Annotated in this window: 12 protein-coding genes and 1 tRNA gene; 8 read left to right on the top strand and 5 right to left on the bottom strand. The window is 71.8% G+C overall.

What is annotated here, in order from left to right:
- Positions 1-44: 44 nt before the first annotated feature.
- Genes FXF60_RS13085 through FXF60_RS13075 form a run of 3 tightly spaced genes read left to right on the top strand, consistent with a single transcriptional unit; the run spans position 45 to position 4,106 of the window.
- Positions 45-1,622 (top strand): Re/Si-specific NAD(P)(+) transhydrogenase subunit alpha, encoded by a 1,578-nt coding sequence (locus FXF60_RS13085; protein ID WP_151526418.1) that lies wholly within the window; start codon positions 45-47, stop codon positions 1,620-1,622.
- Entirely contained in the window at positions 1,619-3,022 is a 1,404-nt protein-coding gene (gene pntB / locus FXF60_RS13080; RefSeq protein WP_151526417.1) for a Re/Si-specific NAD(P)(+) transhydrogenase subunit beta, read from the top strand. Before FXF60_RS13085 ends, pntB begins: the two co-directional genes overlap by 4 nt.
- 4 nt (positions 3,023-3,026) lie before the next feature.
- Complete coding sequence (locus FXF60_RS13075) at positions 3,027-4,106, top strand: P1 family peptidase (RefSeq protein WP_151526416.1); 1,080 nt, start codon at positions 3,027-3,029, stop codon at positions 4,104-4,106.
- A gap of 23 nt (positions 4,107-4,129) precedes the next feature.
- Here the strand turns inward: FXF60_RS13075 and FXF60_RS13070 are convergent, their stop codons facing one another.
- A complete protein-coding gene (locus FXF60_RS13070; protein ID WP_192796743.1) occupies positions 4,130-4,720 on the bottom strand; it encodes a TetR/AcrR family transcriptional regulator in 591 nt (196 codons plus the stop codon).
- Between the two features lie 49 nt (positions 4,721-4,769).
- Here FXF60_RS13070 and FXF60_RS13065 point away from each other — a divergent pair, with 49 nt between their 5' ends.
- Together FXF60_RS13065 and purU are read left to right on the top strand one after the other, a co-directional pair.
- Positions 4,770-5,945: a DUF418 domain-containing protein gene (locus FXF60_RS13065; RefSeq protein ID WP_151526414.1), complete on the top strand. Its 1,176-nt coding sequence runs from the start codon at positions 4,770-4,772 to the stop codon at positions 5,943-5,945.
- A gap of 31 nt (positions 5,946-5,976) precedes the next feature.
- Positions 5,977-6,852 (top strand): formyltetrahydrofolate deformylase, encoded by an 876-nt coding sequence (purU, locus tag FXF60_RS13060; RefSeq protein ID WP_437440870.1) that lies wholly within the window; start codon positions 5,977-5,979, stop codon positions 6,850-6,852.
- 54 nt (positions 6,853-6,906) lie between these two features.
- Here the strand turns inward: purU and FXF60_RS13055 are convergent, their stop codons facing one another.
- The gene (locus FXF60_RS13055; RefSeq protein WP_151526412.1) at positions 6,907-7,677 is read right to left on the bottom strand and encodes an SDR family NAD(P)-dependent oxidoreductase; all 771 of its coding nucleotides are present in this window, start codon (positions 7,675-7,677) and stop codon (positions 6,907-6,909) included.
- A gap of 133 nt (positions 7,678-7,810) precedes the next feature.
- Positions 7,811-9,445, bottom strand: coding sequence for an AMP-binding protein (locus tag FXF60_RS13050; protein ID WP_151526411.1), 1,635 nt, complete (start codon positions 9,443-9,445; stop codon positions 7,811-7,813).
- A gap of 64 nt (positions 9,446-9,509) precedes the next feature.
- On the opposite strand from FXF60_RS13050, the gene FXF60_RS13045 reads away from it, so the two are divergent.
- Together FXF60_RS13045 and cutA are read left to right on the top strand one after the other, a co-directional pair.
- Positions 9,510-10,832, top strand: coding sequence for an aminotransferase class III-fold pyridoxal phosphate-dependent enzyme (locus FXF60_RS13045; RefSeq protein ID WP_151526410.1), 1,323 nt, complete (start codon positions 9,510-9,512; stop codon positions 10,830-10,832).
- Positions 10,833-10,854: 22 nt separating this feature from the next.
- Positions 10,855-11,220: a divalent-cation tolerance protein CutA gene (gene cutA / locus FXF60_RS13040; protein ID WP_151526409.1), complete on the top strand. Its 366-nt coding sequence runs from the start codon at positions 10,855-10,857 to the stop codon at positions 11,218-11,220.
- Positions 11,221-11,228: 8 nt separating this feature from the next.
- Here the strand turns inward: cutA and FXF60_RS13035 are convergent.
- Positions 11,229-11,302: transfer RNA gene (locus tag FXF60_RS13035), tRNA-Gly, on the bottom strand.
- Between the two features lie 80 nt (positions 11,303-11,382).
- Between FXF60_RS13035 and dcd the strand changes: the two genes are divergently transcribed.
- Complete coding sequence (dcd, locus tag FXF60_RS13030) at positions 11,383-11,964, top strand: dCTP deaminase (RefSeq protein WP_151526408.1); 582 nt, start codon at positions 11,383-11,385, stop codon at positions 11,962-11,964.
- 13 nt (positions 11,965-11,977) lie between these two features.
- Here dcd and FXF60_RS13025 read toward each other — a convergent pair whose 3' ends face one another.
- Entirely contained in the window at positions 11,978-14,335 is a 2,358-nt protein-coding gene (locus FXF60_RS13025) for a (Fe-S)-binding protein (protein WP_151526407.1), read from the bottom strand.
- Positions 14,336-14,443 lie beyond the last annotated feature (108 nt).

The raw sequence follows: 14,443 nt of genomic DNA, 5'->3' as shown, positions 1-14,443 counted from the left end.
AGGGTCGATCTCGCTTCGAGGCTCGAGGAGGAGAGGGGAGCAGGGTGCTGATCGGCATACCCCGACAGGCGCGGGAGGCCCAGGCGATCGTCGCTGCCACGCCCAGCACGGTCGCCACGCTGCGCAAGCGTGGTCACCGGGTGCTCGTGGAGCGGGGTGCCGGGGAGCGCGCGGCCTGCCCCGACGTCGCCTACCGCGACGCCGGCGCCACGCTCGTCGACCCCGGTGGGCTCGGTGACGTCGACCTGCTCGCCGCCGTGGACCCGCCGACGCCGGCCGAGGTCGCGGCCCTCCCGCGCGGCATCACCGTCGCCTCGCTCATGGCACCGGCCCGCTCGGCCGGCCTGCTCGAGGCGCTGGCCGACCACGGGGTGACGGCGCTGGCCATGGATGCGGTGCCGCGGATCTCCCGCGCGCAGAGCCTCGACGTGCTGAGCTCGATGGCCAACCTGGCCGGATACCGCGCGGTGATCGAGGCGGCCCACGAGTACGGCGGCATGCTCGCCGGCCAGGTCACGGCGGCCGGCACCACCCCGCCCGCCACCGTCTTCGTCGTCGGTGCCGGGGTCGCCGGGCTCGCCGCGATCGGCGCGGCGCAGTCGCTCGGGGCCCAGGTCCGCGCCTTCGACGTGCGCCCCGAGGTCGCCGAGCAGGTCGAGTCGATGGGCGCGACCTTCGTCCGGCTCGACGTCGACACCAGCAGCGGCCGCAGCGACGGGTATGCCGGTGAGCTCAGCGAGGACGCTGAGCGGGCCACCCAGGAGCTCTACGCCCAGGAGGCGATCACCGCCGACATCGTCATCACCACGGCGCTCATCCCCGGCCGCCCCGCGCCGCGCCTGGTCGACGCCGGGACGGTCGCGGCGATGCGCCCCGGCTCGGTCGTCGTCGACCTGGCCGCCGCCAACGGCGGCAACGTCGAGGGCAGCCGGGCGGACGAGCGGGTGGTGACCGACTCCGGGGTCGTGCTGCTCGGGTGGACCGACCTCGCCGGGCGGATGCCCTCGCAGGCCAGCCAGCTCTACGGCACCAACATGGTCAACCTGGTCGGTCTGCTCTCCGGGGAGCCGGAGGAGGGGGACCCCGACGCCGACGGCCCGCCCCTCGTGCTCGACCTGGAGGACCAGGTGCTGCGGGCGATGACCGTGGCGCACGACGGGCAGGTGCTGTGGCCCCCGCCGCAGATCTCGGTGAGCGCCGCCCCGGCGCCCGCGCCGGCCGCCGACCCCGCGGCGGAGCCGGCGCACGGGCATACCCAAGGCGGCGCGCCCGACCCCCGCCGGCGCCGCGCGGTGCTGCTCGCCCTCGCCGTGCTGGGCGCGCTCGGCGCGGCGTTCGCCCCGGACGAGCTGCGGATGCACCTCACCGTCTTCGCGCTCGCGGTGATCGCCGGCTACTACGTCATCTCGCACGTCACCCACGCCCTGCACACGCCGCTGATGTCGGTGACCAACGCGATCAGCGGCATCATCTGCGTCGGGGCGATCCTGCAGGTCGGCAGCGAGAGCACCTGGGTCACCGCGCTCGCGCTGCTCGGCATCACGGTCGCCTCGATCAACATCTTCGGCGGATTCACGGTGACCCACCGGATGCTCGGGATGTTCCGGAGGGCCGAGTCGTGACGCTCGCCTCGGCGGTCGACGCCGCCTACCTCGTCGCGGCGCTGCTCTTCCTCGGCGCGCTGGCCGGACTCTCGCGCCACGAGTCGGCGCGGCGCGGCAACCTGCTGGGCATCACGGGCATGGCGCTGGCGCTGGTCGCGACGGTGGCGCTCGCGGTCAGCACCGCGGAGCGCGCGGCGCTCACCACCTTCCTGCTCATCGCCGCCGCGATGTCGCTCGGTGCCGTCATCGGCATCTGGCGGGCGCGTCAGGTGGCGATGACCGGTATGCCCGAGCTCGTCGCGATCCTGCACAGCTTCGTCGGCGTCGCCGCCGTGCTCGTGGGGATCAACACCTCCCTCGGGGAAGGGCACGCCGGCGCCGCCGGGGTCAGCCAGCGGATCGAGATCGCCGCAGGCGTCTTCATCGGTGCGGTCACCTTCACCGGCTCGGTGGTGGCCTGGGCCAAGCTGTCCGCGCGGATGAAGAGCGCGCCGCTGATGCTGCCCCGCCGGCACCTGCTCAACCTGCTCGTCCTGCTGGCCAGCCTGGCGACGTCGGCGTGGTTCGTCGCGGCACCCAGCCTGACGCCCCTGCTGATCCTCACCGCCCTGGCCCTGCTGCTGGGCGCTCACCTGGTGGCCTCCATCGGCGGCGGCGACATGCCGGTCGTCGTCTCGATGCTCAACTCCTACAGCGGCTGGGCCGCAGCCGCCGCCGGCTTCATGCTCGGCAACGACCTGCTCATCATCACCGGGGCCCTGGTCGGCAGCTCGGGCGCGATCCTGTCCTACATCATGTGCAAGGCGATGAACCGCTCCTTCGTCTCGGTCATCGCCGGTGGCTTCGGGGCGGATCCCGTCGGGCTGGTGGGCGACGGCGAGCAGGAGGGCACCCACCGCGAGGTGGTGGCCGAGGGCGTCGCGGAGCTGCTGCGGCAGGCCCGGACGGTCGTGATCACGCCCGGCTACGGCATGGCGGTCGCGCACGCGCAGCATCCGGTCGCCCGGCTGGTGGAGCGGCTCGAGGAGCTCGGCGTCGACGTGCGCTTCGGCATCCACCCGGTCGCGGGGCGCCTCCCGGGGCACATGAACGTCCTGCTCGCCGAGGCACGCGTCCCCTACGACATCGTGCTCGGCATGGACGAGATCAACGACGACCTCGCCGGCACCGACGTCGTGCTGGTGATCGGTGCCAACGACACGGTCAACCCCGCCGCCATCGAGCAGCCGGGCAGCCCCATCGCCGGTATGCCCGTGCTCGAGGTGTGGAACGCCCGCGACGTGGTGGTCTTCAAGCGGTCGATGGCGACCGGCTACGCCGGCGTGCAGAACCCGCTCTTCTTCCGCGACAACACGCAGATGATCTTCGGGGACGCCAAGGCCAAGGTGGAGGAGATCCTCACCGCGCTGGCAGGCTGAGGCCATGGACACCGGCGCCGGCCCCACCAACTCCCTGCTGGACGTCGCCGGGATGTCCGTCGGCCACCACCACCGGGTCGGCGACGGGTCCCTGACCGGCACCACGGTGGTGCTCTGCCCGCCCGAGGGGGCGGTCGCCGGGGCCGACGTGCGCGGCGGGGCACCGGGCACGCGGGAGACCGACCTGCTCGACCCGCGCAACCTGGTCGAGCGGGTGCACGCCGTCGTGCTGTCCGGCGGGTCCGCCTTCGGGCTGGCCACCGCGGACGGCGTGATGCGCGAGCTGTATGCCCGGGGCCGAGGCTTCCCGATGGGCGGGGAGGGCGAGGTGGTGCCGATCGTCCCTGCGGCCGTGTGCTTCGACCTGGGGCGCGGAGGGGACTTCGGGGCCTTCCCGGACGCGACCTTCGGGACCGAGGCGCTCGCGGCCGCCGAGGCCGGCGAGGAGGTGGCGCAGGGCAATGTCGGTGCGGGCACCGGCACCCAGGTGGGCGGGCTGCGCGGCGGCGTGGGCACGGCCAGCGCCGTGCTCGCCGACGGCACGACCGTGGCGGCACTGGTCGTCGTCAACGCCGTCGGGTCGGCGGTCGACCTCGACACCGGTGAGCTGTGGGGCGCCCGCCACCTGCTCGCCCGCGACGTGCACGGCATACCGGGGTGGCCGGACGGCGTGATCCCCTCCCGGCCGGACGCCGCCGAGCTGGAGTCCGCACGCCGGGTCGCCGACGAGGCCAATGCGACCAGCCGGGTCCCCAGGTCGCTCGCCACGACGATCGGCGTCGTCGCGACGGACGCCTCGCTCACGCCGGCCCAGTGCTCCCGGCTGGCGACGAGCGGGCACGACGGCATGGCGCGGGCGATCAACCCGATCCACACGATGTTCGACGGCGACGCGCTCTTCGGCCTGTCCACCGCCCAGCGTCCCGCGCCCGACGTCGCGGGCTTCCACGCCGTGCTGCAGGCGGCGGGAGAGGTGGTGACCCGGGCGATGGTCCGTGGCCTCCTCGCCGCCGAGAGCATCACCACCCCGGCGGGCGGCTGGCGCAGCTACCGCGACGCGTTCCCCAGCGCTGCTGGCGACTGAGAAGGGCCCACCTCGCGCGACCCTCAGCCGCGCGGACCGCCGTCACCCAGCAGTGCGGACAGGGCCGTCTCCACCATGCGGTCGGCCCGATCGGCCGGCATACGGCCCGGCTCGGCCGCCCGGGCGATCGCGAGACCGTCCACGAGCGCCAGGAGGACTGCCGCGACGTCAGCGTTCCCGGTGACGCCGAGGGGAGGGGGTGGCGGGCGGAGGGGCTCGAGCAGGCCGACGAGGAAGGTCTCGAGCTGCTGCCAGGCGGCCGCATAGCCCGCGGCGATCTGCGGGTCGACGGCCGCCCGCGTGGCGAAGGCTGCCCACACCCGCGCCCCACGGGTGTCCTCCTCGTGGGCGCAGGCGAGCACGAGCAACACCTCGCGCAGGGCTCCGCGTGGGTCGGTGGCGGCCTCGATACGCTGCTGGATCTCCTGCTGGAAGCCCGCGCTGACGCGGTCCATGGCGGCGGTCAGCAGGGCATCCTTGGTCGCGAAGTGGTGTTGGACAGCTCCCACCGAGACCCCGGCCGCGGCGGCCACGGTGCGCACACTGGTGCCTTCCAGGCCGCGCGTCGCGACCACCTCGAGGGCGGCGTCGAGAATGTGTGGGCTGGCGCTCATGGTCTCCCTACCTCCTGGCCAATACGAATGTATGGTACCGTCTCGCCGCATGGACAATACGACCGTATTGGAGCAGGGGTCGAGCGGCGGGACGCGTCGGATCGAGGCCCTCGACGTGGTCCGCGGTGTGGCGATCCTCGGCACCCTGTGGACCAACATCTGGTTGTTCACCCACACCCACGGGATGGCCGGCTACCTGCTCGACCCGGTGACCGAGGGCACGGCCGACGGACACGTCCTGGTGCAGAACGCCCTCACCGCGCTGAGCCAGGGCAAGTTCCTTGCCCTGCTGTCGATGATGTTCGGGATGGGGCTGGCCATCCAGCACAGGGCTGCGGTGCGTCGCGGACGCGCCTGGCCCGGCCGCTACCTCTGGCGTGCCGCGCTGCTCTTCCTGGACGGGGCGGTCAACTACCTGCTCATCGCCGAGTTCGACGTCCTCATGGGGTATGCCGTGACCGCGGCACTCGTCTCCTGGATGCTCCTCACGAGCGAACGCTTCCAGCGCCGCCTGGTGACGGTCTTCGCCGCGGGCCACGTCCTCCTCGTGGCGCTGGTCTCCGGGCTGGTCCTCATCTACCAGGATCAGCTCGACGGCGGCGGCTGGTCCGGTCCCAACCCCTACGCCGACGGCAGGTTCCTGGATCTCGTGCGCTTCCGTGTCGACCAGGTCCTCACGTTCCGGGCTGAGCCGGTCTTCATCCTGCTGGGCACGATCGCGCTCTTCCTGCTCGGGGCGCTCCTGTTCCGCGCTGGTGTTCTCGGGGTCGAGGGGGCGCGGATCCGTCGCCGGCTCCTCGTCGTCGGCGCCGTGGCCCTGCCCGTGGACCTCGCGCTCGGCACGTGGGGCGGGGTCGCCGGCCTGCTGCTGGAGCGCTACGTGGTCGCCCCGTTCGTGTCGCTCGGTCTGCTGGCGGGGGTGGTCGAGATCTGCCTGCGCAGGGGGACCGGTGGCTGGGTCGCGCGACGGCTGCAGGAGGTCGGTCGGACGGCGCTGAGCTGCTACCTGCTGCAGAACCTGCTCGGTGGGGCGGTGTTCTACGGCTGGGGGCTCGGGCTGGCCGCCGAGCTCGGGTCCTGGCGGGTTCCCCTGACGATGCTCGGGTATGTCGTGATCGTCACGGCGGTCGCCGTCTTCGCCCATGCGTGGCTGCGGCGATTCTCGACCGGCCCGGTGGAGTGGGTCTGGAAGCGTGCCGGGGACGCCGGCGTCGCACGAGCCTGACCGCCGGGACACGGCATACCTGGTCCTAGACTTGAGCGCCGTGACCCCTGAGAAGAACCGTGACTTCGTGCTGACCCTGTCGTGCCCCGATCGCAAGGGCATCGTCCACGCGGTCTCGCGCACCCTGCTGGAGCACGACCTGTCCTTCACCGACAGTCAGCAGTTCGCCGACCCGAGCAGCGGGGAGTACCACCTTCGGATCGAGGCGCACGCCGACGGTGACCCCATCGGGGTCGAGGATCTGCGGGAGGCGCTGACGCCGGTGGCTGCCGAGCTCGAGGGGCAGTGGCAGGTGCACGACCGCGCCGAGCCGCACCGGTTGCTCGTCATGGTGAGCCGCATGGGGCACTGCCTCAACGACCTGCTCTTCCGGGCGCGCACCGGTCAGCTGCCGGTGACGATCCCCGCCATCGTGTCCAACCACGAGGACTTCCGCAGTCTGGCGGAGTGGCACGAGATCCCGTTCCACCACGTGCCGGTCACCGTCGACACCAAGCCCGAGGCCGAGGAGCGGCTGCGGCGCCTCGTCGACGAGCACGACGTGGACACCATCGCGCTCGCGCGCTACATGCAGGTGCTGTCGGCCGACCTGTGCCGCGACTACTCCGGGCGGATCATCAACATCCACCACTCGCTGCTGCCGAGCTTCAAGGGCGCCAAGCCCTACACCCAGGCGCACGACCGGGGCGTCAAGGTGATCGGTGCGACCGCGCACTACGTCACCGCCGACCTGGACGAGGGGCCGATCATCGAGCAGGACTTCCGGCGGGTCGACCACCGGCTCACCCCGGCCCAGCTCGCGCAGCAGGGGCAGGAGGTGGAGGCGGCGGCCTTCTCCCGGGCGATCACCTGGCACGCGCAGCACCGCGTGGTGCTGCGCGGCGGGCGGACCATCGTCTTCTCCTGACGATCGGCCGGGGAGGTCGGGTGCGGCTGCACCGATCATCCCTGGTCAGCGAGCTCAGGTCGGCGGGGTGAAGCGACCGTCGATGGCGGTCCAGCCGCCGTCCACCATCACCTGGCTCCCGGTCACGAAGCTCGCGGCGTCCGAGGCGAGCCAGCAGGTCGCGCCGACGATCTCCTCGGGCCTGGCCCAGCGCCCCAGGGCCGACTTCTGGGCATACGCCTGGTCCCACTCCCGGTCGTCCCGGATCTGCTGGGTCAGCGGGGTCTCGACGACACCCGGTGCCACCGCGTTGATCCGGACGCCGGCCGGCCCCAGCTCCGCGGCCCAGGTGCGGACCAGCTGGACGACGCCCGCCTTGGTGGCGGCATACACGCCCTGGCCGGGCTCCACGGTGACCGCGCGGATGGAGGTGAGGGCCACGATCGACCCCGTGCCCCGCTCGACCATCCGTGGCGCGAACGCGCGCACCGCGTCGAACGTGCCCCGCAGGTTGAGGTCGACCACCCGCGCGAACTCCTCGGCGCTGTAGTCGAGCAGCCGCTTGCGGACGTTCATCGCCGCGGTCAGCACCAGCACGTCGACGTCGCCGAGGTCGGCCGCGCGCCGCTCGAGGGCGGCGGGGTCGAGCACGTCCACGGCGTATGCCGTCCCGCCCGGCGCGCGCTCCAGGGCGGACTCGGCGGTGCTGACGTCCTTGTCCAGGCAGGTCACCGTGGCGCCCTGCGCGGCCAGACCGGCGACGATCTCGGCACCGATCCCCCCGCATCCGACGACCACCGCGCGTCGACCGTCCAGGCGGAACATCTGGGAGTAGTCCAGGCTCATGCTCCGATCCTGCCAGCAACCACGAGCGACGCTCGGTGGGTGTGAGGGCAAACCACGGGCGACGCTCGGTGGGGCTGAGGGCAACCACGGGCGACGCTCGGTGGGTGTGAGGGCAACCACGGGCGACGCTCGGTCAGGTGGAGCCGCGGAGCAGCTCCTCGCCGCGCTCGCGCAGCTCCACCTTGCGCACCTTGCCGGTGACGGTCATCGGGAACTCGTCGATGGCCTGGACGTGGCGCGGGATCTTGTAGTGCGCCAGCTTGCCGTTGCAGAACTCCTTCAGCGCGTCCGGCGTCAGCGGCTCGGCGCCCTCGCGCAGCCGCACCCACGCCATCAGCTCCTCGCCGTACCGCTCGTCCGGGACGCCCACCACCTGGGCGTCCACGACGTCCGGGTGGGTGTAGAGGAACTCCTCCACCTCGCGGGGGTAGATGTTCTCCCCGCCGCGGATCACCATGTCCTTGATCCGGCCGGTGATCTCGACGTAGCCCTCGTCGTCCATGACGCCGATGTCGCCGGTGGCCATCCAGCCGTCCCGGACGACCTCCGCGGTCCGCTCCGGCTCCTCCCAGTAGCCGAGCATGACCGAGTAGCCCTTGGTGCAGAACTCGCCCGGCTCCCCCCGGGGCACGACCTCGCGGGAGGAGGGGTCGACGATCTGCACCTCGAGGTGCGGCATCACCCGGCCGACCGTGCCGACCTTCTTCGCGAACGGGTCCGACGGAGCGGTCTGGGTCGACACCGGCGAGGTCTCGGTCATGCCGTAGCAGATGGTCATACCGCGCACCCCGGCGTCGACCAGCGAGCGCATCACCGACGCGGGGCAGAGCGACCCGGCCATGATGCCCGTCCGCACCGACGCCAGGTCCTCGAGCGAGAAGTCGTCGTCGGACTCGATCAGCTCCAGCTCCGCGATGAACATCGTCGGCACGCCGTAGAGCGAGGTGCACTGCTCCTCGCGCACCGCGCGCAGGGTCGCCGCGGGGTCGAAACCGGGACCGGGGATCACCATGGAGGCGCCGTGGGTGATCGCCGCCAGGTTGCCCATCACCATGCCGAAGCAGTGGTAGAAGGGCACGGGTATGCAGATCACGTCACGTTCGGTGTAGCGGCAGCCCTCCCCGACGAAGTAGCCGTTGTTGAGGATGTTGTGGTGCGAGAGCGTCGCTCCCTTGGGGAACCCGGTCGTCCCCGAGGTGTACTGGATGTTGATCGGCTCCTCCGGGCGCAGCGTCGCCTGCAGCTCGGCCAGCCGCTCCGGGCTGACCTGGTGCGCGCCGGCCAGGAAGTCGTCCCAGCCCTCACCGCCGACGACCAGGACCTGCACCAGATCGGGGCACTCTCCGCGCACCTCCTCCACCACGTCCGGGTAGCGCGTGCCCTTGAACTCCGGGGCCACCACCAAGCTGCGCACGCCGGCCTGACGGAGCACGAAGGCGAGCTCGTGCGCCCGGTATGCCGGGTTGATGTTCACCAGGATGGCGCCGATCTTGGCGGTCGCGAACTGGACCAGGGTCCACTCCGGGCAGTTGGGGGCCCAGATCCCCACCCGGTCACCGGTGCGTACGCCCGCCGCGATGAAGGCCCGCGCCAGCAGGTTCACGTCGGACACCAGCTCGGCATACGTCCAGCGCCGCCCGGAGGCGACGTCGACCAGCGCCTCGCGGGTGCCGTGCTCGGCCGCGGTCCGGTCCAGGCTCTCCCCGATCGTCTCCTCCAGCAACGGGGGCTCGCTCGCCCCGGTGGTGTGCGCCAGTGCCTCAGCCATGACCCCATCCTGCCGTCCGCGACGCACAGGCACCAGGGATGCCCGCTGCCCTAGAGTCACGACCATGACGACCACCGCAGACACCGAGCGCGACGCGCGCATCCGCGCCCTGTCCCGGGCGCACGTGATGACGTCCTGGTCGGCGCAGGCGTCGATCGACCCCCTGCCGCTCGCGGGCGGGGAGGGAGCCTACTTCTGGGACCACGAGGGCCGACGCTTCCTCGACTTCACCTCGCAGCTGGTGAACGTCAACATCGGCTACCAGCACCCCCGGCTGTCGGCGGCGATCGCCGAGGCGGCCGGCGGACTGACCACGGTCGCACCGTCCTTCGCCGCCGAGAGCCGGGCGGAGGCGGCGGCGCTCATCGCCGGGCTGGCGCCCGAAGGGCTGAGCAAGGTCTTCTTCACGGGCGGAGGCGCGGAGGCGGTCGAGAACGCCCTCCGGATGGCGCGGGTGCACACCGGGCGGCACAAGATCCTCGCGGCCTACCGCAGCTACCACGGCGCCACCGCGGGGGCGATCACGCTCACCGGGGAGCCGCGCCGGTGGGGCGGCGAGCCAGGGCTGCCCGGGGTGGTCCACTTCTGGGGCCCCTACCTCTACCGCAGCGAGTTCCACGCCAGCACCCCGGAGGAGGAGAGCGCCCGGGCCCTGGAGCACCTGCGGCACACGCTCGAGGTCGAGGGCCCGCACCAGGTCGCCGCGGTCGTCCTGGAGACCGTGGTCGGGTCCAACGGCATCCTGGTCCCGCCGCCCGGCTACCTGGAGGGGGTGCGGGCGCTGTGCGACGAGTTCGGCATCCTGCTGATCCTGGACGAGGTGATGGCCGGCTTCGGGCGGACGGGAGCGTGGTTCGCCTTCGACCACTGGGGCGTGCGGCCGGACCTGGTCGCCTTCGCCAAGGGGGTCAACTCGGGGTATGTCCCGCTCGGCGGGGTGATCATCGCGGACGAGGTGGCCGCCTCCTTCGACCGGCGGCCGTTCCCCGGCGGCCTGACCTACTCCGGCCACGCGTTGGCGACCGCCTCGGCGGTCGCGGCGGTCCGGATCATGCAGGACGAGGGCGTCGTGGAGCACGCGGCCGAGGTCGGGCGACGAAGTCTCGGTCCGGCGGCACGGGCCCTGCTCGGGACGAACCCGCTGGTCGGCGACGTGCGGGGGCTCGGCGTCTTCTGGGCGGTCGAGCTGGTTGTGGATCAGATGTCGCGCGAGCCCGCCTCCGGTGAGACGATGAGCGCAGTGCAGGCCGGATGCGTGAGGCGGGGGATGTGGCCGCTGATCGTGGGCAACCGGGTGCACCTCGTGCCACCGTGCGTGATCAGCCACGAGGACGCCGACCGCGGGGTCGGGATCCTCGCCGACGCGCTGGCGGACGCGATCCCGTGACGCCCGTGACGAAAGCAGGAACATGAACGACAGACCAGAGCTGGTCGAGGTGCGCATCAGCGTCCCGACCATGGAGTCGGCCAGGCACATCGCCGAGCAACTCGTGGCCCGGCGGCTGGCCGGCTGCGTCCAGATCCTCGGACCGATGACCTCGGTCTACAGCTGGCGCAGCGAGGTGCACGAGAGCCAGGAGTGGCTGCTGCTGGCGAAGACCACGCAGGGCCAGTTCTCGGACCTCCTCCTCGCCATCAAGTCGCTCCACGGCTACGAGGTGCCGGAGGTGCTGGCGGTGCCGGTGACGCACGCCCTGGGCGAGTACGTCGACTGGATCACCGACCACCTCAAGGGGGAGGACGGTGCCGGCCGGGAGGCTCGCCCGACAGGCTAGGGCGGCGGTGGAGCGGGCGACGAGAATCGAACTCGCGTATTCAGCTTGGGAAGCTGATGTTCTACCATTGAACTACGCCCGCAGCGCCTCGATCACGAGGGCGCAGCCATGATAACCATCGGCGCTTCCGCTCACCAAAGTCGGCCCGGCTAGGGTGTCAGCGTGCTGCTCTCCGACCGCGACATCCTCGCCGCCATCGACGCCGGGAGGGTCCGCCTGGACCCGTGGGACCCGCAGATGGTGCAACCCTCCAGCATCGACATCCGGCTGGACCGCTACTTCCGCCTCTTCGACAACCACAAGTACGCGGTGATCGACCCGGCGCAGGAGCAGCCCGACCTGACCAGGCTGGTCGAGGTCGACCCCGGGGAGAGCTTCGTGCTGCACCCCGGCGAGTTCGTGCTGGGGTCGACCTACGAGCAGGTCAGCCTCCCGGACGACGTCGCCGCCCGGGTCGAGGGGAAGTCCTCGCTGGGGCGGCTGGGCCTGCTCACGCACGCGACCGCGGGCTTCGTGGACCCCGGCTTCACCGGGCACGTGACGCTCGAGCTGTCCAACGTCGCCACCCTGCCGATCGTGCTGCACCCCGGCATGAAGATCGGGCAGCTGTGCTTCTTCCGGCTCAGCTCCGCGTCCGAGCACCCCTACGGGAGCTCGGCCAAGGGGAGCCACTACCAGGGCCAGCGCGGCCCGACGGCCAGCCGGTCCTGGTCCAACTTCCACCGCAGCGACGTGCGCAGCTGACGCAGGGCGCCGCTCAGGCCTCGGACGAGGGCTGAGCCTCCACCGGCTCGTCGGCCGGGTCGTCCTCGTCGGCCGGGTCGCCCCCCCCGGGAGCCTGACCCCGGCGGACGGCGGCCAGCAGCATCTGGGCCACGTCGACCACCTCGACCTCGTCCCGGGCCCCCTCGGCCTGCTTCTGGGTGAGGCCGTCGGACAGCATGACCCGGCAGAAGGGGCACCCGATCGCGATCCGGTCGGCCCCGGTCGCCAGCGCCTCGTCGGTGCGGTTCAGGTTGATGCGGGTGCCGAGCTTCTCCTCCATCCACATCCGCGCACCCCCCGCGCCGCAGCAGAACGACTTCTCCGCGTGCCGGGGCATCTCGGTGAGCTCCACCCCCGGCAGCGCGCCCAGCAGCTCGCGGGGCGGGGCATACACCTGGTTGTGCCGACCGAGGTAGCAGGGGTCGTGGTAGGTCACGGTCCCGGCCGTGGACGCGACGCCCGAGGTGTCCGCCCCGTCCGGCCGGGAGACCGGGGTCAGCCTCTTGTCGCGCACCAGCTTGTTGAGCAGCTGGGTGTGGTGGACCACCTCGAACGAGCCGCCGAGCTGGGGGTACTCGTTCTTGATCGTGTTGAAGCAGTGGGCACAGGTGACGACGATCCGGGTGGCGCCCAGCTCGCCCAGCACCTCGACGTTCTGCATCGCCAGCATCTGGAAGAGGAACTCGTTGCCGCTGCGCCGCGCCGGGTCGCCGGTGCAGCTCTCGCCGTCGCCCAGGACGGCGAAGCTGACCCCCGCCGTGTGCAGCAGCTCGGCGACGGCGCGGGTGGTCTTCTTGGCGCGGTCCTCGAAGGCCCCGGCGCAGCCGACCCAGAAGAGGTAGTCCACCTGCGACAGGTCCTCCAGGTCCTCACCCGCGATCGGGATCTCGAAGTCGAGGTCCTTGGCCCAGTCCATCCGCAGCCGGGCGTTCATGCCCCACGGGTTGCCCTTGTTCTCGAGGTTCTTGAACAACCCGCCGAGCTCGGAGGGGAAGGCGGACTCGATGAGGTTCTGGTAGCGGCGCATGTCCACGATCGCGTCGACGTGCTCGATGTCGACCGGGCACTGCTCCACGCACGCGCCGCAGGTGGTGCACGACCACAGCACGTCCGGGTCGATGACCCCGCCGCCGTCGGGGACGGTCGGGTCGCCCTCGGTCTCGCCGACCAGCGGGCGCTGGGCGGCGACCACGGCGGAGGTGGGTATGCCGTGCAGCTCGTCCGGGAGTCCCTCGGCGCCGGGGCCACCGGCGGCCTCGAGCGCCTGGGCGGCCGCCTCCCGGTGCTGCTCGCCGGCCTGCAGCCAGGGGGCGACGGCGTGGTGCTGGTCGCGCAGGTTCTTCACCAGCATCTTGGGGGAGAGCGGCTTCTCGGTGTGCCAGGCCGGGCACTGCTCCTGGCAGCGACCGCACTCGGTGCACGTGGAGAAGTCGAGCAGCCCCTTCCAGGTGAAGTCCTCGACCTTGCCCACGCCGAGCGCGGCGTCCTCGTCCAGGTCCTCGATGTTCTCGAAGTCGACCGGCTCGCCCCCGACCGCGATGGGTTGCACCGCGCCCAGGGAGGTCGCCCCGTCGGGGTGCCGCCGGAACCAGATGTTGAAGAAGGCCAGGAAGCGGTGCCATGCCACGCCCATGGTGGGGGTGCGGGCGATGATGATCATCCACGCCATCGAGATGAGGATCTTGGCCAGCGCGACCGCGATGATCGCGCCCTCCACGCGGTCCGTGGACAGCCCGTCGAGCAGCCCACCGAGCCAGGCCGTGAGCGGGAAGTGCAGCGCCGTGGCCCAGGTCTCCCCGGTGGCGCTCCCGAGCGCGTGCTCAAGGGCGCGGAGGGTGACGATCGCGATGCCGACGCCGAGGATCACCAGCTCCACGACATACGCCTGCCAGAAGGTCGACCCCCAGAAGCGGGAGCGCCGGCCGAGCGCGCGCGGGTGCTGCCGCTGGCGCACGACGATGAGACCGACGATCCCGATGACGGCACCCCAGCCGAAGAGCTCGGTCAGCCACTCGTAGGGCCAGAAGTGGCCGATGAGCGGCAGCGCGAAGTGCGGGTCCACCAGTTGGCCGTAGGCGGTGACGAGGGTGAGGAAGAGCAGACCGAAGGAGACCATCACCACCCAGTGCGCGACGGCGACCCACGGCTTGCGGGCCATCCGGGTGTGCCCGAGCACCTCCCGCACCAGGGTGGCCGTGCGCCGACCGGGCTCGTCGGAGCGGCTGGTCGGTTGCCCCAGCCGGAACTGCGCGACGAAGCCGACGATCGTGCGCACGAACAGGGCGACCGCGGCCAAGGTCACCAGGCCCGCGACCACGATGGCGAGGACCTGCAGCACACCGAACGACATGACCGCAGCCTAATCGCCAGCACCTCCGGACGCCCGACGCGTCGCAGCGTGTGCGCCGCACGAACCGGATGGAATAACGTGGTGTTGAGTGATGTATAACTTGCTGAG

It is taken from the genome of Serinicoccus kebangsaanensis, assembly GCF_008919445.1.
Classification (GTDB): Bacteria; Actinomycetota; Actinomycetes; order Actinomycetales; family Dermatophilaceae; genus Ornithinicoccus; species Ornithinicoccus kebangsaanensis.
This window is presented reverse-complemented; position numbering and strand designations above follow the sequence as displayed.

Bases quoted from the DNA above. Each gene is read 5' to 3' on its own strand.
- FXF60_RS13075 (WP_151526416.1), top strand. From the start codon at position 3,027: ATGGACACCGGCGCCGGCCCCACCAACTCCCTGCTGGACGTCGCCGGG.
- FXF60_RS13070 (WP_192796743.1), bottom strand. From the start codon at position 4,720: ATGAGCGCCAGCCCACACATTCTCGACGCCGCCCTCGAGGTGGTCGCG.
- FXF60_RS13065 (WP_151526414.1), top strand. From the start codon at position 4,770: ATGGACAATACGACCGTATTGGAGCAGGGGTCGAGCGGCGGGACGCGT.
- FXF60_RS13055 (WP_151526412.1), bottom strand. From the start codon at position 7,677: ATGAGCCTGGACTACTCCCAGATGTTCCGCCTGGACGGTCGACGCGCG.
- FXF60_RS13050 (WP_151526411.1), bottom strand. From the start codon at position 9,445: ATGGCTGAGGCACTGGCGCACACCACCGGGGCGAGCGAGCCCCCGTTG.
- FXF60_RS13045 (WP_151526410.1), top strand. From the start codon at position 9,510: ATGACGACCACCGCAGACACCGAGCGCGACGCGCGCATCCGCGCCCTG.
- cutA (WP_151526409.1), top strand. From the start codon at position 10,855: ATGAACGACAGACCAGAGCTGGTCGAGGTGCGCATCAGCGTCCCGACC.
- FXF60_RS13025 (WP_151526407.1), bottom strand. From the start codon at position 14,335: ATGTCGTTCGGTGTGCTGCAGGTCCTCGCCATCGTGGTCGCGGGCCTG.